General features: G+C 69.1%; 20 protein-coding genes. 16 read left to right on the forward strand and 4 right to left on the reverse strand.

Features of this window, described 5'->3' with window-relative positions:
* Nucleotides 1-355 precede the first annotated feature (355 nt).
* Nucleotides 356-880 (forward strand): VOC family protein, encoded by a 525-nt coding sequence (locus tag OG510_RS36765; protein WP_406134593.1) that lies wholly within the window; start codon nt 356-358, stop codon nt 878-880.
* Between the two features lie 112 nt (nt 881-992).
* Entirely contained in the window at nt 993-1163 is a 171-nt protein-coding gene (locus tag OG510_RS36770; RefSeq protein WP_406134592.1) for a hypothetical protein, read from the forward strand.
* Between the two features lie 424 nt (nt 1164-1587).
* On the opposite strand, the gene OG510_RS36775 is transcribed toward OG510_RS36770, so the two are convergent.
* Nucleotides 1588-2505, reverse strand: a complete 918-nt coding sequence (locus tag OG510_RS36775; RefSeq protein WP_406134591.1) for an alpha/beta fold hydrolase — start codon at nt 2503-2505, stop codon at nt 1588-1590.
* 113 nt (nt 2506-2618) lie between these two features.
* Between OG510_RS36775 and OG510_RS36780 the strand changes: the two genes are divergently transcribed.
* On the forward strand, nt 2619-3254 hold the full coding sequence (locus tag OG510_RS36780) for a TetR/AcrR family transcriptional regulator (RefSeq protein WP_406134590.1): 636 nt from the start codon (nt 2619-2621) through the stop codon (nt 3252-3254).
* Between the two features lie 164 nt (nt 3255-3418).
* On the opposite strand, the gene OG510_RS36785 is transcribed toward OG510_RS36780, so the two are convergent.
* Nucleotides 3419-4150, reverse strand: coding sequence for an SDR family oxidoreductase (locus OG510_RS36785; protein ID WP_406134589.1), 732 nt, complete (start codon nt 4148-4150; stop codon nt 3419-3421).
* A gap of 129 nt (nt 4151-4279) precedes the next feature.
* Between OG510_RS36785 and OG510_RS36790 the strand changes: the two genes are divergently transcribed.
* Together OG510_RS36790 and OG510_RS36795 are read left to right on the forward strand one after the other, a co-directional pair.
* Entirely contained in the window at nt 4280-4870 is a 591-nt protein-coding gene (locus tag OG510_RS36790; protein WP_406134588.1) for a TetR/AcrR family transcriptional regulator, read from the forward strand.
* A gap of 514 nt (nt 4871-5384) precedes the next feature.
* Nucleotides 5385-6377 carry an aldo/keto reductase gene (locus OG510_RS36795; protein WP_406134587.1) on the forward strand — a complete coding sequence of 331 codons (993 nt, stop codon included), beginning with the start codon at nt 5385-5387 and terminating at the stop codon, nt 6375-6377.
* Here OG510_RS36795 and OG510_RS36800 read toward each other — a convergent pair.
* A complete protein-coding gene (locus tag OG510_RS36800; RefSeq protein WP_406134586.1) occupies nt 6374-6574 on the reverse strand; it encodes a hypothetical protein in 201 nt (66 codons plus the stop codon). The genes OG510_RS36795 and OG510_RS36800 overlap by 4 nt on opposite strands.
* Nucleotides 6575-6992: 418 nt before the next feature.
* Between OG510_RS36800 and OG510_RS36805 the strand changes: the two genes are divergently transcribed.
* Nucleotides 6993-7778, forward strand: coding sequence for an alpha/beta fold hydrolase (locus OG510_RS36805; RefSeq protein ID WP_406134585.1), 786 nt, complete (start codon nt 6993-6995; stop codon nt 7776-7778).
* 124 nt (nt 7779-7902) lie between these two features.
* On the opposite strand, the gene OG510_RS36810 is transcribed toward OG510_RS36805, so the two are convergent.
* Complete coding sequence (locus tag OG510_RS36810; protein ID WP_406134584.1) at nt 7903-8910, reverse strand: GlxA family transcriptional regulator; 1008 nt, start codon at nt 8908-8910, stop codon at nt 7903-7905.
* Between the two features lie 727 nt (nt 8911-9637).
* Between OG510_RS36810 and OG510_RS36815 the strand changes: the two genes are divergently transcribed.
* The 10 genes from OG510_RS36815 to OG510_RS36860 all read left to right on the forward strand — a co-directional run bounded on the left by OG510_RS36815 (nt 9638) and on the right by OG510_RS36860 (nt 18162).
* Nucleotides 9638-10846, forward strand: coding sequence for an ATP-grasp domain-containing protein (locus OG510_RS36815; protein ID WP_406134583.1), 1209 nt, complete (start codon nt 9638-9640; stop codon nt 10844-10846).
* A complete protein-coding gene (locus tag OG510_RS36820; protein WP_406134582.1) occupies nt 10843-12207 on the forward strand; it encodes a type III PLP-dependent enzyme in 1365 nt (454 codons plus the stop codon). The genes OG510_RS36815 and OG510_RS36820 overlap by 4 nt, the downstream gene beginning before the upstream one ends.
* Before the next feature lie 92 nt (nt 12208-12299).
* Nucleotides 12300-12584, forward strand: coding sequence for a phosphopantetheine-binding protein (locus OG510_RS36825; RefSeq protein ID WP_406134581.1), 285 nt, complete (start codon nt 12300-12302; stop codon nt 12582-12584).
* A gap of 14 nt (nt 12585-12598) precedes the next feature.
* Nucleotides 12599-13420: a hypothetical protein gene (locus OG510_RS36830; RefSeq protein WP_406134580.1), complete on the forward strand. Its 822-nt coding sequence runs from the start codon at nt 12599-12601 to the stop codon at nt 13418-13420.
* A complete protein-coding gene (locus OG510_RS36835) occupies nt 13414-13890 on the forward strand; it encodes a holo-ACP synthase (protein WP_406134579.1) in 477 nt (158 codons plus the stop codon). Before OG510_RS36830 ends, OG510_RS36835 begins: the two co-directional genes overlap by 7 nt.
* Nucleotides 13887-14384, forward strand: a complete 498-nt coding sequence (locus tag OG510_RS36840; protein ID WP_406134578.1) for a hotdog fold domain-containing protein — start codon at nt 13887-13889, stop codon at nt 14382-14384. The genes OG510_RS36835 and OG510_RS36840 overlap by 4 nt, the downstream gene beginning before the upstream one ends.
* 67 nt (nt 14385-14451) lie before the next feature.
* Entirely contained in the window at nt 14452-15930 is a 1479-nt protein-coding gene (locus tag OG510_RS36845; protein WP_406134577.1) for an MFS transporter, read from the forward strand.
* On the forward strand, nt 15927-16898 hold the full coding sequence (locus tag OG510_RS36850) for a 3-oxoacyl-ACP synthase III family protein (protein WP_406134576.1): 972 nt from the start codon (nt 15927-15929) through the stop codon (nt 16896-16898). Before OG510_RS36845 ends, OG510_RS36850 begins: the two co-directional genes overlap by 4 nt.
* A gap of 149 nt (nt 16899-17047) precedes the next feature.
* Nucleotides 17048-17581 (forward strand): GNAT family N-acetyltransferase, encoded by a 534-nt coding sequence (locus OG510_RS36855; protein ID WP_406134575.1) that lies wholly within the window; start codon nt 17048-17050, stop codon nt 17579-17581.
* Nucleotides 17582-17910: 329 nt separating this feature from the next.
* The gene (locus OG510_RS36860) at nt 17911-18162 is read left to right on the forward strand and encodes a hypothetical protein (protein ID WP_406134574.1); all 252 of its coding nucleotides are present in this window, start codon (nt 17911-17913) and stop codon (nt 18160-18162) included.
* The last annotated feature ends 49 nt before the right edge of the window (nt 18163-18211 follow it).

Below are 18211 nucleotides of genomic sequence, written 5' to 3' on the forward strand. Positions count from 1 at the left end.
CGGCACATCGGGTGTTGCGGCGAGACGGATGACGGGCCCGGCCGGCCCTGGGCGTGGTGGCGTTGGGGGACCGATCTCCAGGGCGGGACGGGCAAGGGGCGCGGGCGCACCCGAGGCGGCCGTCCCCGACGGGTTCGATTCGAGGGCCTCCCGGAATCTCCGGCCGTTGTCCGGCCGGCTCTCGCACGGTGGGGGCCACCGGTCGGCCAGGCCAGGTGCCGCCCGGGTGCGGGACGGAGGCACGGCGGTCAGGGGCACTGGTGTGCTTCGCGCACATCGATGTGCCTTTTGTGAGGTCCCCAATACATCCCTACGGTGGGGCTACGCACTAATCGTAACCAAGCGTAGGAGTGACATGCCGGTCCAGCGTCTCAACCACGCCGTGCTCTACGTCCGCGATGTCGAACGCAGCGTCGCCTTCTACACCGACCTGCTGAACTTCCGCACCGTCTTCCGCCTCCACGCCGACGGCGGCAAGGTGCCCGAGGGCGCGTTCTTGCAGGCCGAGGGGTCGGCCAACGACCACGACTTGGCCTTCCTCCAGATCGAAGGCCCGGCTTCCCCGCAGAGCCCGGGCCGGCGCCCCGGACTCGCGCACCTGGCATGGGAGGTGAACACCCTGGCCGAACTCCAGCAGATCCGCGGCACGTTGCTGCAGAAAGGTGCACTGGCCTACGACACCGATCACGGCACCACCAAGTCGCTGTACGCCAACGACCCGGACGGCCTGGAGTTCGAAGTGTGCTGGCTGGTGCCCGCCGACAGGACGAACGAGGTGCACCCCGTGGCCTTCGCACCACTCGACCTGTACGCGGTCATCGCACAATTCGGTGCCGACCTCCCAGGCGGGATAGGAATCTCCGCTCCGGCCCGCCACTGAACCACCCGGCTGATCGTCGGTGTCTGGGTGGACGTGCTGTGCCCGTCAGCCCGATCCGGATGCCCCGACCGAGGCCGTCCCGACCCTGGAGTACCGGCGGCGAAGTATGGGGGTGGGCCAGACACAGGCGCGTGCGTTGGAGGAGGGCCTGCTCGTCTCTCTGGTCGCCCTGTTGGTCTCGCAGAGCTGCACCATCGGTCTGACCCCGGTCATCGACCCGCAGAGCGAGGCGTTGGCCCGCCCGCGGCTGTCCCGCGCAGACCAGAACTATGTACGCCGCTGACACCCTCGCCGCGGCGAACGCCACGCTGGTCGCTGCCCAGTCCCGCATCGAGCCGGCCCGGATGCGGGGCGGCGGCCTGCTCGCCTCCGCCGGCGGCCTGCCCAATGGAGAAGTGCCGACCGTTGGGTACGGGCCGCTGGAGGCATTGGCCTGCTGCAAGGTCAACTTGAAGCGGATCGAAACACATTGGCCGGACATGCTCCGGGTGGCCGGGCCGCTCATCACCCACCAGGGCCGGGTGCGGGCGGATCGGCAAGACTTTGAACCTGCTCGCCTTGGTCGACCCGATGGACGACACTTGTCGCCGTCTGATGAACCGGCAGCTCACCGTGCAGGAATCCCCAGCTCGCCCGCGCGATCCGCCAGGGCGGCCGGGGCCAGATCCGTCAGGCGTACCGCTAGGGGCAGGAGGACCAACTCGCTGTCAGTCGGTGGAGTCCATGAAGCCCAGTATCCGGCGGTTGATCTCGTCCGCGTGGTCGATCTGGGGTCCGTGGCCGGTGTCGGAGATGATTTCGGCTCGGGCACTCGGTATGAGGCGCGGGACGCGCTCGACTTGCCTGTGCGGGTGCAGAAGGAGGCTTCGCCTGCCGAGTGCCAGGTAGAGCGGGGTGCGGATGGTGGAGAGCTCGCCCTCGGACAGAGGCAGCGGGGCGGGACGTCGTATGCGGAATGCGCGAACGCCCAGCCTGATCATGGTGCGCAGCTCCGGCACGACCAGGACCGGCTGTTCCAGCCACGCCGCCAATCGTGGGCGCAGCGCCTTGGGTGCGAAGGTCGCGAACAGGCTGGCGAAAATCCAGACGAAGAAACGCAGACCGACTTTTTCCAGGCCGCCGGGGTCGAGGAGGGTGACCGAGGCGAGGCGGCCGGGCCTGCGGTGCGCTTGGTTCAGAGCGAGCCAACCGCCGTAGGAGGAGCCGAGCAGGTGCACGCGTTCGAGCCCAAGTCCGGCAAGCGTCTCGTCCAGCCACTGTGCGGCACGTTCGGGTTGATGGATGGGTGCGCGCTGGACGCTACGGCCGGGATCGCCCGGGGTGTCGATCGCGTAGACCGGGCGGGCGGTGCTGAGGGCTGGGGTGTTCGGGTACCACATGGCGGAGCAGGAGCCCGCTCCGTGCACCAGGACGATGGGGGTACGTGACTGGGCGGCCGGGTCCGTGGGGTCGTACTTGTAGACGTGCGTGGTGCCGAAGGAGGTCTCCACGTCCGTCTCCGCGTGAGCGAGTGCTCCCATCGCATAGACCGCGTCGCAGGCCGCGAAGTAGCGGTCGCGCCGGGTGTCACTCACATAACGGCCGACGTCGGCCTGGGTGCGGGTCTCGGTCCGGGACACGGCCACCTCCGGGTGTCGATTCTTGATGATACGAACGTATCACCTTGATAATACGGCTGTACCATCAAGGCGACGGGGGCGACCCCGGCCGGTGAAAGCGGCGAGCGGAGGAGCGGTCGATGCCCAAGCGGGTGGACCACGCAGTGCGGCGTGCCGAGATCGCCGAGGCGCTCCTTCGGGTGGCGGCGCGACGCGGGTTGCACGCGGTGGGTATGCGCGATGTGGCAGCGGAGGCGGGCGTCTCGCTGCGGCTGGTGCAGTACTACTTCGAGACCAAGGAGAAGCTGCTGCTCTACGGGCTGCAGCATCTGGCCGAGAGGTTCGGGGAGCGGGTCACCGCCCGTGTTCGGGCCGCCGGCCATGATCCGGGACCGCGTGCCGTGATCGAGGCGATGTTGATGGCGGCGTTGCCGATCGACGCGGAGAGCCGCGTCTTCCACCTCGTCTACACCTCGTACGCCGTTCTGTCCGTCACCGACAAGGTGCTCGCGGCCCAGCCCTTCATCACGAACCCTGATGCCGCCGAGAGCGCCCTCGTCGCTCTCCTCCGGGAGGCAGAGGATGGCGATCTCATCCGGCCCGAGGTGGACGCGGGTCTGGAAGCTGTCAGCCTGCTCGCCATGTCTGCAGGACTCGGCACCAGCATCCTTGTCGGCCAGCGCAGCCCCGAGTCGGCCGCAACGGTCATGAACCACCACCTCAACCGAATCTTCCGAGGCGACCTTGCCGACGCGGAGGCGCGGACGCAGGAGTGACGCCATTTCCCGGAACATCACCCGTGCCTGTTGGAGGCCCGTGGGTTCAGCCGAACTGAAGCTTGTTCAGAGGGAATTCGGGGGTCGGCCCGTGTGTGCCAGCTGGGGGTATCCTTGGGTTCGACAGGGATAGGTGTGTGGTGCGGCGTGGCTGCCGCGCAGGACTATCCCTGGGCGGTGGGGCGAACGACGATGTCACCTACATCGACACCGTCCGGCTGTTCGATGGCGAAGGCGATGGCGCGGGCCACCGCGTCCGGCGAAAGAGCGGTCTCCATCATCTTGTCGATCTGGTCCTTCACGGCCGGATCCATGCGCTCCGCGAAGTCCGTGCGGACGGCGCCGGGCGAGACGACGGTCACGCGCAGGCTGTCGCCGGCCTCCTGGCGCAGGCCCTCGGAGATGGTGCGCACGGCGTTCTTCGTGCCGGCGTACACCGACTGGAGCGGCACGATGCGCAGTCCGGCGGTGGACACGGTGTTGACGAAGTGTCCGAAGCCCTGCTCCCGGAAGACGGGAAGGGCTGCGGCGATCCCGTACAGGACCCCTTTGAGGTTGACGTCGATCATCTCCTCCCAGTCCTCGACGCGCAGGTCGTCCAGACGGGAGATCAGGCCGATCCCGGCATTGCTGACGAGGACGTCGAGCTTGCCGTATCGATCGCGTGCCAGCTTGACGAGGCCGGACAGGTCCGCGTGCCGCGTCACGTCCGTGCGGGCCCAGGCGGCTTCACCGCCGGCCTTCTCGATGCGGGCGGCCAGGGCCTCAAGACGCTCCGGACGGCGTGCCCCGAGGACGATCTTCGCGCCGCGCTCGGCGAGCAGCAGCGCGGTCGCCTCGCCGATGCCGCTGCCGGCGCCCGTGATCGCCACGACTTTGCCGTCGATTCCCGACATGATGGGCAGTCCTTCCGGTAGGGGAGTGGGGGCGGCCATGCCCTACAGTGAAAGTGGAGGCCCCGCCACTTCATCCACACTAAGTGGCGGCTCCTCCACTTAGCAAATGGAGACAGGGGAGAGCCACCGATGGCCCGGGACGCAGGACGCCCGCTGAGAGCTGACGCACAGCGGAACCGGGACAAGATCCTGGCCGCCGCGGTGCACGTGTTCACCGAGGAGGGACTGGACGCGCACTTCGAGCGCATCGCCAGAGAAGCGGGCGTGGGAACCGGCACCCTCTACCGCAACTTCCCGACCAGGGAAGCTCTGATCGAGGCGGCGTACCGCAACGAAGTGGCCCGGCTGTGCGACGCCGTCCCCGGCCTCCTCGCGGCGATGTCGCCGCCTGAGGCCCTGCGCGCCTGGACGCGCCGCTTCATCGACTACGCCACCGCCAAACTCGGCATGGCCGACGCCCTGCGAGCCGTCGTCACCTCGGGAACCAACCCCTACGCCGACAGCCACGAGATGATCCAGACCGCCCTCTCCTCCCTCATGGACGCCAATACCGCTGCCGGAACGATCCGCTCCGACATCAGCCCGACCGACATGTTCGCCGCCCTCGCCGGTATCGCCCTCACCTCGGCCAGGCCCGAGCACCGAGAGCGGGCCGAACGCCTCCTCGACCTCACCCTGGACGGACTGAGACCTACGCCGTCGCGGCCCTCCGAAAACTGACGGCAGAAGCCAGGACGTCATCGAAGCCACTGTTCAGCGGCCTGTTCCAGTGGTGCTCGCGCGGAGCCCGCGTAGCGCATCGCGGTCTTGTCGTCAAGCCCGGACACCACCTCGGCGACACCACCTCGGCGACACCACTTCGGCGAGGCGGAGCGGGCCGGGCCTACCGGCAGACGCACTGTGATGCGGTCGCCGCAGGCTTTGAGGGCGAGAACTGCCGGGGTGGCGGTCCGGGCGCTCTTACGGCCGCCGCCTTCGACGTGAACTCGGGTGGTGGCGGCGGGCCCACCACCGCGATGCACGGCACCTGCTACGCCGTGTCCGGTACTACACGGCGTCCGTGGCGACCTGTTGCCGGTGGACCGCTTCACCCTCAGCCGCTCAGCCGCGCCTGACCCGCCTGCGGGGCCGGTCCTCCGGGTTGACTTCGAGCGCGCTCCAAGTCCTAGTGTCGGCGCCGTTCGTCAGCCCGTGAAGTACCGCCCGGTCCGCCGGGCAGGAGGAGTATCCGCGCATGAACACCCGAACCACACTCGGCTCGCCCGGTCTCACCGTCAGCGCGATGGGCCTGGGGTGCATGGGGATGAGCGAGAGCTACGGCGCCGCCGACTGGGACGGCGGCCTGGCCACCATCGACCGGGCCCTGGAGCTGGGCATCACGTTCCTGGACACCGCCGACGCCTACGGCACCGGGCACAACGAGGTGCTGGTGGGCCGGGCCATCCACGGCCGCCGGGACCAGGTGCAGCTGGCCACCAAGTTCGGCATCGACCGCAGTGCCGGCGACCGGGCACGCCACATCCGCGGTGCCCGGGACTACGTGCTGCGCTCCTGCGACGCCTCGCTGCTGCGGCTGGGCGTCGAGGTGATCGACCTGTACTACGCCCACCGCCCGCCCCAGGACGTGGAGATCGAGGAGACCGTCGGAGCGATGGCCGAGCTGGTCGAGGCGGGCAAGGTCCGCCGTCTGGGCCTGTCCGAGGTCGACGGCGAGCTGCTGCGCCGGGCGCACGCGGTGCACCCGATCACCGCGGTGCAGAGCGAGTACTCGCTGTGGACCCGCGACGTCGAGGCCATCACCCCGGTGATGGCCGAGCTGGGGGTCGGGCTGGTGCCGTACTCGCCGCTGGGGCGGGGGTTCCTGACCGGCACCCTGGACCGCTCCGCACTGGGCGAGAAGGACTTCCGGCGCACCAACCCCCGCTTCGCCGGCGAGGCGGGCGAGGCCAACGAGAAGATCGCGCAGACCGTACGCGAGGTGGCCGACCGGCTGGGTGCCACCCCGGCCCAGGTGGCGCTGGCCTGGGTGTACGCCCAGGCCGAGCGGCTCGGGGTGGCGGTGGCGGCCATTCCGGGCACCCGCAGCCCGGCCCGGCTGGAGCAGAACGCGGCCGCGCTGGAACTCACCCTGGACGCCGAGGCGCTGGCCGCGCTGGACCCGCTGAGCGACCAGGTGACGGGCGAGCGCTACACCCCCGCGCACACCGCTGAGGTCGCTCGGGATTAGCCGGTGGGCCCGACGCGTACGACGTCCAGCTCGACGACGTCGTAGACGTCCCGCCCACCGGTGACCTCGCCGGTCACGACCAGCCCGGGGCGGGCCGGCGGCGCCCCGTACTGCCCGACGGCCAGGATCGCCCCGGTTGCCGGAGCCCGGGGCGCTCTCGCCGTAGGAGACCAGCGCCCGGTACCCGTCCGGCCCAAGGACCCTCCCGTTGCGCCATCTTGAATTCTCCGGGCGACCCGACAGCCATCACTGCACGTCACCCGGTCTCGGTGTCATACGGGACGGCGTGAAGGCCGGCGATCTTGTGTTCGGTGCGACGCCGACGGAACAGGCCAGTGGTTCGGAGCAGGCCAGTGTTCGGGGCATGCCTGAAGTGCGTCTCAGCGTCGCGTAGGGGCACGCGACGCTGAAGCTCTCCCCGGCCCTTCGCCGAACAGCCGGCCCGACTCCGGCGGCGTGCCGGGGCCCAAGTACGGCTGATCGCCCGCCACCGCGCCCGCCACGGACTTGGCCGCCGACCGCGCCTTCCAGGCGAGCCCCAGGCATCCGACGCCCGTCCCCTTGAGGCGCATACGGTGGCGTGAGTTCGCCGTTGGCCTCATTCGAAGGAGTCCTATGCCCGACCTCTCCGCCGCGCAGTCTGTCGTTCTCCACTTCCTTGAGCGGGGACAGGGGGAGGGGCTGGTATTGGTCCACGGAGTGGCCGGCTCCATCGCCGGCAGCTGGGGGAGTCTGCCGGAGTATCTCGCTGAGCACCATCGCGTCATCGCCGTCGACAACCCCGGTTCGGGCCACAGCCCGCTCCCCGGTGCTCCGCTTCAGTTGGACGTGCTCGCCGACAGCATCGCCGCGACAGCCGAGCGCGCCGGTCTCCATCGCTACAGCGTCGTCGGGTATTCGATGGGCGGTGCCATCGCCGTGCGGCATGCCACCCGGCACCCCGCCCGCACCGCCGCGCTCGTGCTGGTCGCCGGATTCGCCCGGCCTGACTGCCGGCTGCAGTTGGCGCTGCGCAACTGGCGGGATCTGCTGGAGGCCGATCCTCGGGTGCTCGGTCGTTACCTCATGCAGCTCTCGTGCGGCCCGGCCGCCCTGGCGCAGCTGGACGGCACGGATCTCGACCGGATCGCGCAGGAGATGGTCACCGGGATGGCGCCGGGCACACGGCACCACATCGACCTCGCGCTCGATCTCGATGTCCGTGCCGACCTTGGGCGCATCGATGCACCCACTCTCGTCGTCGCCGCGTCCGAGGACATTCTCGTTGCCCCCAGCCATTCCGACGAGCTCGCCCAGGGCATCAGGGGAAGCCGCCTTGTCCGCGTACCGGCCGGGCACGACGCGCCCGCGGAGCAGCCCGCTGCCATCGCCGCCCACATCCGCGCACTCACCCGGTGTTGACCGGCCGCCCCGTATGCGCCGAGACGGGACTCGCCCGATGCGGTGCGCCATCTCATGCGGTTCCGGGGCGAGTTGGGGCGCAAACGCTGGAGCGTCACGGTGCCGCCGGCTGACAGCGGGGCCGTCAGCCGGCGGAGCGCGATCCGAAGTCGCCCGGCTCGTGGCGGAAGGTGCGTCGGTAGGTGCCGGGAGAGACCCCCACGGCGGCCCGCAGGTGCTGGCGCAGAGTCGTACCGGAGCCGAAGCCGGCGTCGCAGGCTACCTGGTCGATGGGCAGGTCGGTGGTTTCGAGTAAGTGGCGGGCGCGGGCGATGCGTTGCTGGAGGACCCACTGAGCCGGGCTCAGGCCGGTTTCGTCGCGGAACCGGCGCGTGAAGGTGCGTACGCTCGTTCGCCCGTGCCGGGCGAGGTCGGGGAGCGCCAGGGGCTCGGCGAGGTGGTCCAGGATCCATTGCCGGGTCGGTCCTGTGGTGCTGCCGGTCGCCTCGGGGACGGGTGTCTCGACGACCTGGGCCTGGTTGCCCTCTCGCCAGGGAGGCACCACGCAGCTTCTGCTGGCGCGGTTGGCCACTTCGCTGCCGTGGTCACGGCGGACGATGTGCAGGCACAGATCGAGTCCGGCGGCGCCGCCCGCGGAACTCAGGATGGTGTCGTCATCGACGTAGAGGACGTCCGGGAGCAGTTCCACATCGGGGAAGAGCGAACGGAAGTGCTGCGTGTAGGACCAGTGCGTGGTGGCCTGCCGGTGGTCGAGGAGACCTGTTGCGGCGAGGACGAATGACCCGGTGCAGATGGTGACCATGCGGGTGTCGTCCGCGGCGGCGGTCAGAGCGTGAGCCAGGGCCGGCTGGAGGGTCCCGTCCCGGATGGCGGATGAGCCGTTGGGGGTGGGGATGACGACAGTGTCGGCCCAGGCCAGCGAATCCTCGCCGTACGCGGGATGAATCCGGTAACCGGCGTCAGTGCTGACCGGTGCGCCGTCCAGCGTGCAGGTGATGACCTCGTACAGGCAACGGCCGGTGCTGTCCTTCGCGGCGGCGAAGACCCGTTCGGCAATGCCCAGATCGAAAGGGGTCACCTCCTCCAGGGCGAGGACGGCGACACGGTGGGGTTGCGGAGACTCTGCTGGCATGACCCAGATCCTTCATTTTTTGGCCCGGCATTACTCGCGGGCGCAGTGAGAGATGCGGCAGTGTTCTTGGCGGGGCGAACACCACGGCGCGTCAGTACACAAAGTGGAGGTCGGACAGACTTTTTACCGAGGGTTCATCGGAACCTCATCAGAATTCAGGCCAGATGGCTGGGATTCGCTCCTTGGCGACCACAGGGGCCACCGAGGTGACGCTCACGCTCCGCGGGAGAGGCGCAGTGAGGACTCGGCGCCTTTTCGTTGAATCCTGGACGGAAGACGTGCCTGATATCCGCCGCAGGCCAAGAGACCGCCCCTGCCGAACAGGGGAGCGGGCGGCCCTCGGGCTGCCGCCGGAGCTTCCGTGACTGCGTCGAGTGGTGCATTCCCCCGCCCCTTCTCGTCCGGTTCCCGTCCGGCATTCCAGGCGCGCCACTGTGCCGGCGCCCGGACAACCAACGACCGTAGCAACACATTCGAAGACTGACCAGGCCGTTCAGAATCGGTGCCGAATCAGTGCTGAATCAGTGCTGTGTGTGCAGTTCCAGTGAAAGGGAGGAATCCTCGCCATATGTCCAGTTATTTGCGGGCGATGAAAAAGGCCGTAGCCGGCGACCCGGACGCCGTGTTCGTCTTTCTCTGCAATTTCGAGGTGGAGCGGAATTGGGCAGAGGATTACGTTGGGCTGCCCGGGCCCCAGCTGTCCGGATCGGACGAAACCGTTCAGCGCATGGAAGAGCTCGGAGCGCTGCTCGGCGCGGAGAGCGATTTTCTGCTGGTGCAAAAACCGCTCGACCCTTCATTCCGCGATTACGCCGCAGCACTCGGATTGACGCCGCCGACCGAACTGATACCTGAAAACTGTCCCGAGGGCGCGGGAACTGCCGCAGCGGTCCTCTCCTCACCGCAGCTCCTCGCCCGGTTACGGGAATTGGCGGAGAACGGGGCGTACCTCATGCCCATGGGTACCTCGGCAGAGGAACAGAAAATAGCCGAAGAAACCGGGCTGCGCCTGGCAAGCGCCCGGTCGGATATCGCCGAAAAGGTCAACAGCAAGATCTACAGCCGCCGGATCACCGACGAACTGGGCCTGCGGACCATCGCCGGCCGGTGCTGCGAGAACGCCGGGGAACTGGCTGACGCCTTGACCTGGGGGCTCGCGGATTCCCCTGCCGTCATCGTCAAGGAGGCATACGGCGTCTCCGGACGCGGCCTCATCGTCATCGACAGCCCGAAGAAGGCGGACCGGCTGCTGCGGATGGTGCAGCGGCGCGCCGGACAGTCGGGCTCGGACCGGATCGACGTCGTCGTCGAGCGCTTCCTCGAGAAAAAGGCCGACCTCAACTACCAGTTCGTCATCGGCCGTGACGGCTCGGTGTACTTCGACTTCGTGAAGGAAGCCCTGACGGAGAACGGTGTCCACAAGGGCCACCTGATGCCCGCCGGACTGACCCCACCGCAGTCCACGGAGATCGAGCAGGCCGCCTACGCCCTCGGTACGCGTCTGTACGCCGACGGGTTCTTCGGCGTCGTCGGCGTGGACGCCATCCTGGGCGCCGACGACCTCGTCTACCCCGTACTGGAGATCAACGCCCGCCTGAACATGTCCAGTTACCAGGGCCACGCCATCGACATGCTCGCGCCCAACGGCGGCACCGTGCTGGCCAAGCACTACCCGCTGCAACTGGACCGGCCCCTGACGTTCGAGGACATCCGCGCAGTACTCGGCCCGTACGACGGCCTCGACGAGAACACCACCGGTGTCGTCATCAACTGCTTCGGCACCGTCAACGCACAGGCCCAGGTCTCCCCGGCCGGCTTCGACGGCCGGCTCTACACCCTGCTCTTCGCTCCCGACAAGGAACGACTGCTGCAGCTCGACACGGCAGCCACCGCACGGCTGGCCTGCCTCAGCACCAAGGAAGGCGCCGCACGATGACCGAAACCCAGACCTCGCCCACCCAGACCTCGCCCACCCAGACCTCGCCCACCCAGATCTCACCCGCCCAGACCGCGCCTGCCCATGCCGCTCCCGGCCCGGAGCGACACTTCCAGGGCGTGCCCGTCTCAGAGATCGCTGAGACCTTCGGCACCCCCACCTACATCTACGACACCGACACCCTGCGCCACAGCTATCAGCACCTGCGCGACCTCCTCCCGCCCGCGGTCGACATCTTCTACTCGCTGAAAGCCAACCCGAACATCAGCATCTGTGGCTACCTGCACTCGCTGGGCGCCGGGGCGGAACTGTCCTCCCGGGCCGAGCTGGAGACCGCCCTGCGGGCCGGCGTCGCCCCGCGCGACATCATCTTCCTCGGCCCCGGCAAGACCACCGAGGACCTCCAGGCATGCCTGGACGCCGGCATACACGCCGTCGTCTGCGAATCCCTGGAAGAACTGCGTCTGCTGGACCGGCTCGCCGCCGAGCAGCAACTGACCGGCGTGCGCGCCATGCTGCGGGTCAATCCCGACTTCCATACCAAGGGATCAGGACTGGCGATGGGCGGCAAGCCCCGCCAATTCGGCATCGACGCCGGCATTCTGCGCTCCGCCGCCCCCGAGATCGCCCGGCTTCGCGCCGTGCGAGTCAGCGGCCTCCACGCCTACATGGGCACGCGCTTCCTCAACCACAGCGACATCGTGCACAACACCGAGCAGATCCTCAGCACTGCCGAAGAGCTCAGCGCGGACCTCGGCATCGCCCTGGAGACGCTCGACTTCGGCGGCGGCCTGGGCATCGCGTACTTCGACAACGAGAAGGACCTGGACCTGGAGGCTCTGGCGGCCGGACTGGGCGAGATCATCGCCCCCTTCGCCGCCCGCCACCCGCAGTGCCGCCTGATCATGGAGCTCGGCCGCTACCTCACCGCACCGGCCGGCACGTACGTCACCCGCGCCCTGTACGTAAAGGAATCCCTCGGGGAAGAGTTCGTGGTGGCCGACGGCGGGACCAACCACCACATGGCGGCCGTCGGCATCGGAAGCTTCGTCAAACGGAACTTCCCGGTCACCTCGCTCACGCACTACCAAGCCCCGGCCACCCGGCAGTACACGCTGGCCGGTCCGCTGTGCACCCCCAACGACGTCATCGCCAAGCGCGCCACCCTGCCACCGGTCCAGGCCGGCGACCTCATCGGCGTAGAACGCTCGGGCGCGTACGGCCCGAGCGCCTCACCGGTGAACTTCCTCAGCCACGGCCACCCGGCCGAGGTCCTGGTCCACGGCGGCGCCGCCCACCTCATCCGCCGCCGCGCCACCCTCGATGACCTGCTCGAACCGCAGCACCTGATCGACCTGTGACAGCGCTCAGTGCCGGGCCGCCGCACCCGGCACGACCGCTGCCCCGCACATCCCGTTCCGGACGACACCACCCACACGAAGGAGCAGCCATCATGCAGCGCACCGACGCCGTCACAGCCATCGAGACCGCCCTCACCGAGGTCCTGGACCGTGAGGTGACCGGCACTCAGCAGAGCACCCGCCTCTTCGAGGACCTGCACCTCGACTCCACCTCCGTCCTCGAACTGCTGATGTCCCTGGAGGACTCGGCCGGCATCGAGGTCGACCCGGAAGAGATCGACGCCGACGACTTCCGGACGATCGGCACCCTCACCGACTTCGTACTCGCCGCGACGGGAACCCCGGCCGACGCACCGGCCGCGGCCGCCGCCCACTGAAGCGGAAGAACACCATGGCAACCCTGACCGCCACCCACCACGTGCTGGCCCCGTCCCGACGCCCCGTCCCCGACATTCCGGGCCTGGCCCAGTACCACGCCGACCTGTTGCGCCCGTACGGCACAGACCTCGATGAAGAGCGGTGGGAAACCGGGCCCCAGGTCGGCTTCCCCGACCTGGCAGACGGTCTCCTCGGCACCCACGGGGCCGAGGCCGCCCCGGCCCCCGACCTGATCATCGTCGCCTATGCCCTCCCGGACCTGCACCCCTTCACCACGACGGCCTCCTACATCAACCACCACTTCGGCGACCGGGCCAGGAGCTTCGCCGTCTCCGAACAGGGCCTGCTCGCCCCCTTCACGGCCCTGCAGATCGTCTCGGCCTATCAGCGCAGCGGCCGCAGCCGGCGCGCCGTCATCGCGGTACTGGAACAGACCACGCTGCCCGCGTACGACCCGCTCGTGCACGACGCCGCATTGATCGACTCCGGTGTGCTGCTGAGCCTTGACGCTGACGGCGGCGGCCTCCCGCGCGTCCTGCGCGCCGGCACCGAAGGCCAAAGCCTCGGCGCACTGCATACGCTGCTGGACGCCCCGGAGCACGGCGCCACTCTGCTCGTCACCAGTGAGCGGACCGAACTGCCCCCCGCCACCAGGGCGGACATCCACCGCACACGCCCCGACACCTACTGCACCGGAGTATGGCTCGAACTGAGCAACCGGCTGCCGCAGTGGCGACGCCAGTACGAAACGCTCGTCCTGCACGACGTCGATCCGCGCTCGGGAGCCCGCGCCACCGCCGTCATCGATCTGACAGGACGGCGCACCTCGTGGTGAGCGCCCCGGCCGTCCGGCCGGCCTCCGCAGAGGCCCGGGAGACCACGTCCGCGCAGGCGGCCGGGCCGGCCACCGCCATGCCCGGCATCGGCATCGACCTGCTGTACCTCGATGAGCTGGACGCACTGCTCCAACGCCCCTGGGTCCTCAGCTACCTCTACGCCGAAGCCGAACTGCGGCATGCCGACACCCTCACCGGCGGGCGCAGGCGTGACTTCCTCGCAGGCCGCTTCGCCGCCAAAGAAGCCGTCCTCAAGGTCCTCGACTGCGGTCTGTTCGGCGAGGTGCTGCCCCGGCACATCGAAGTACACCGCACCGCTTCCGGCCGCCCCGACGTGCAGCTGGCCGGCAGCGCCCGCCACCGCAGCAACACCCTGGGGCTGGCGGGCATCACCGTCACCCTCACGCACAAGAGAGACGTGGTCCTGGCCCTGGCCCTCGGCCTACCGAAAAGGAGCCTCACCCCGTGACGACCCCCTCCCGCACCGCCCCGACTTCCCGCACTGTCCCGGCCTCCGGCAGTGCCCCGACCGCCAGTACCGCCACCAGCGCGCTCCCGCCGGAGGGTCTGAGCGCGACCCTGCGTGTACGGATCAGCGCGGGCGACGTGCACTACGGCGGAGACCTCGTCCCCGGGGCCCGAGTCCTGGAACTGTTCGGCGACGTCGCCACCGAGCTGACCATCCGCACCGACAGCGACGAAGGGCTGCTGACGGGCTACGCCGACGTCAGCTTCACCGCCCCTGTGCACGCCGGTGACTTCCTGGAAGTAACAGGCACCATCCGGCGCCACACACGTCTGCGCCGCACCATCGCCTTCGAAGCCCGCAAGGTCATCGCCGCCCGGTACCAGGACGGCGCCAGCAGCGCGGCCGTCCTGAGCGAATCCCAGGTGGTCTGCCGGGCCACCGGCACAAGCGTTGTCCCCATGGCCAAGGCACAAGCCGCACGCCACGCCGGATGAAAGGCGCCCGGCCCACCGGCATACGGCCGGGCGCCGCTCTGCAGAACCAACTGACCAGGAACCGCTGATGAACGAACTCGACACCGCCACGCACACACCCACCGACGCTGACCCGCACACACCCACCGACACCGCCACGCACACACCCACCGACTCCGACTCCGCCCCGCAAGACCACCCCCGGGCGGGCACCGGCCTCCCCGCCGGCCTGAGCAAGGCATCCCGTCTGCCCTGGGTCTGGATCGTCACCGTCGTGTCCTTCCTGGCCCTGACCGGCTCCTCCGGATTCCGCGCGGTCCCCGGCGTGATGATGGACCCGCTGCACATGGAATTCGGCTGGAGCCACGCCTCCATCGCCACCGCGGCGTCGGTCAACATGGTCCTCTACGGAGCGGTCTCCCCTTTCGCGGCCTCCTGGATGGAGAAGTACGGCATCCGCCCCGTGGTCACCACCGCCCTTCTCCTGATCGCCGTGGGCAGCGCGCTGCCCACGTTCATGAGCTCCCCCTGGCAACTGACCCTGTACTGGGGGGTCCTGGTGGGCGTGGGCAGCGGGGCCGTCGCCCTCGCCTTCGTCGGTACGGTCACCAACCGGTGGTTCACGCGCCGCCGCGGCCTCATCACGGGCATCCTGACCGCCGGCAGCACCGCCGGACAACTGGTCTTCCTGCCCCTCCTGGCCTGGCTGGTCAACCACACCAACTGGCGCATCGCCTCCTTCACGGTGGCGGCCGCCGCCCTGGCGGTCGTTCCACTGGTCATGTTCTTCATCCGCGAGCACCCGAAGGACGTGGGCCAGCGCCCCTTCGGCGAGGACCCCGCGACCTCACCGAAGGACGACACCACCGACACACCGGAGGCCACTCGGACCGCCCCGGAACCGGAACCGGAACACAACCCCCTCGGTGTCACCGGCGCCTTCCGTGTCCTGCTGGCGGCCGGCCGTACCCGCCCGTTCTGGATGCTCTTCGCGGGGTTCGCGATCTGCGGTGCGACCACCACCGGACTCGTACAGACCCACTTCATCCCGGCCGCGGGCGACCACATGATGCCGCAGACCACGGCGGCGAGTCTGCTGGCCATGGCCGGCCTCTTCGACCTGGTGGGAACCATCGCCTCCGGCTGGCTCACCGACCGCTTCAACGCCCGCGTCCTGCTCTTCGTCTACTACGGCCTGCGCGGCGTGTCCCTGCTCGCCCTGCCCTCACTGTTCGCCCGGACCGCCACTCCCAGCATGCTGTTGTTCGCGATCTTCTACGGCCTCGACTGGGTGGCCACCGTCCCGCCCACCATGGCCCTGTGCCAGGAGCGCTACGGCTCCGCCTCCGCCATCATCTTCGGCTGGCTGTGGACCGCCCACCAGGTCGGCGCAGGAGCCGCGGCCATCCTCGCCGGCACCGTCCGCGACCAGCTGGGCGACTACGCGATGGCCTGGTACGGCGCCGGAGCCCTGTGTCTCTTGGCCGCCTTCCTCGCCCTCGCCATCGGCCGCAACACCACATCCCCGGCCCCGGCCGCCCTTCCGCACCCCAAGGAAGCCGTATGAACCGCATCGCCACCATCGAAGCCGTCGAGTCATTCCTGCCCGACAACTCCCACACCATCGAGGAACTGGCCGGCCCCCTCGGCCTCAAGCGTGCCCAGATCCGCCTGCTGCAGAAGGTGCATGGGCTGCGCCGCATCCGCCAGGACCCCGACGCGAGCCTCCTCGACCTGGTCCTTCCCGCCGCCCGGCGGGTGCTTCACCGGGTCCCCGACCCCACCGACATCCGGTACGTCCTCTACGTGCACTCCACCCAGGAAGTCACACCCTCCCACCTCAACGCCGCCGCCCTGATCAGCGACGCCCTCGATCTCCAGCACGCCGCTTCCTTCGCCGTCACCCAGCAGAACTGCGCCACCGCCCTGGCCGCGATCGAACTGGCGGGCACCTTGCTGGAGGACGACGGCGACCCCTACGCCCGCGTACTGATCGTCACCGGCGACAAGGCGTTCACCCCCGGCAACCAGCTGCTGTACAACACCGGGGCCCTCATGGGAGAAGCCGGCGCCGCCATGCTGGTGGCCACCGCGGACACAGCCGGCGACCGCGTCCTGTCCTACGCGACCCGAACCATGGGCCAGTACTCCGGAGGAGTCCTGCTCTCGCCCGAGGAGTCCAAACAGTACGGCCGCGACAGCGCCCGTGCCCTGGCCGACGTCATGCAGGAGGCCGTCGAGCAGGCGGAACTGACATGGGACGACATTGACTGGGTCATCCCCCACAACGCGCCCCTGACCGAGACCGTCAAACACCTGGGCATCGACCCGGCGCGCGTCTACCTGGAAAAACTGGCCGAGTACAGCCACTGTTTCGCCTCGGACGTGTTCCTCAACTACACCGAGCTTCGCGACTCCCACCGGCTACAGCCAGGCCGCCACTACATCTATGTGGCCTCCGGGCTGGGGGCCACATACTCCTCCATGACCTTCCAGCACCAGGCACCCGCTCTGCCCCGCCTCACCACGATCTGACCCTCCGCGCAGCCGCACCGGGCGGCCCCGGCCCAACACGGCGCTCGGGCATTGATCGCGGCTGTCCCGCATACCGGGCGTCCACGCCCGGCAGGACCGACCGCGCCCCGTGGCACGACAGCGCGTGCGCCCGTGAGACGGTTGCTGTCATGGCAAGTGGCACACCGGGCGGCGAGGTCGCACTCGAGACGAGCCGCCTGCTGCTCAGACCCTGGCGGGCAGCCGAGGCTGTCGTCCTGCGTGAACTGTGGACCGAACGTGATCCACGGGTGCCGCCCCACCGTCGAGTCGACGCGGACGGACACCCCACGGTCGCGGAGCTCGAGGATTCGATCCGCACCGACAAGGTGTGGTCGACCGGGCTGCTGGCGGTCGAACGGAAAACCTCTCGTGACGTCATCGGCTACTGCGGGCTGGTCGACAGCGGACGAGGACCGGCAGGGGAACCGGAACTGGCATTCGAGCTGCTGCGCCGGGTCTGGCGTCAGGGATACGCGACCGAGGCAGCGTCGGCGGTCGTGGAATGGGCGCGATCGTCTGGGTACGGACGTCTGTGGGCCACGGTCTGGGACTGGAACACCGCTTCTCGCCGAGTGCTGGCCAAGGCCGGGTTCACCGAGACCGGCCGGAAGGAAGCGGACGCGGTGCACGGGACCACCTTGTTCACCACGAGAGGGCTCTGACACGCCAGGCGTGTGACCTACGGACGGCTCCGTGCAGTGCCGGCAGGCGGCAGGTGGCCCCAAAACTGTCAGCAGGCAGAAGCGGATGCGGCACATACTCCACCCCGGAGCGAACGGGAGCGGGGGAGCGGCGCAGCAGGTAAGCCGGGAGCGGCCCGCGATGGCCTGTCCGGCGCAGGGGCGTATCACCAACTGGTCGGAAGTGGCCGACCGTTGCATGTGACGTTCTAATATGGCGTTCTGCGCCGAGACCGCACGCACCACTGCGGCATCGGCGCTACCCGCACGTCATGCCCCGTCCCGCAGAGAACGGGGGGATACGGAGCCTCTTGACTGTGCAGCTCACCCGCTTCTGCGCGCACGGCTTTCGCTCGCCGGCCCATGGCGAGGAGATCCCGGTCCTCGGTCCGTACGCCCTCGGCCACGGAGGCACGGCCGGCGCACGGGTGTTCGCGAGCCCGCGTCTCGGGATCGGATACGGATACGGCCGGAACCGGTTCGCGCTCGGGGACAGCGCGGAGAAGGAGAACATCCTGCTGATCGACGAGGTGGTCAGGGCGATCGGCCGCATCGCCGCTTAGGGGCTTTCGTTTGGATCAGGCTGGAATCAGCGGCTCCGCAGCACTCGTC

This window comes from Streptomyces sp. NBC_01089, assembly GCF_045162975.1.
In the GTDB taxonomy this organism is placed as follows: Bacteria; Actinomycetota; Actinomycetes; order Streptomycetales; family Streptomycetaceae; genus Streptomyces.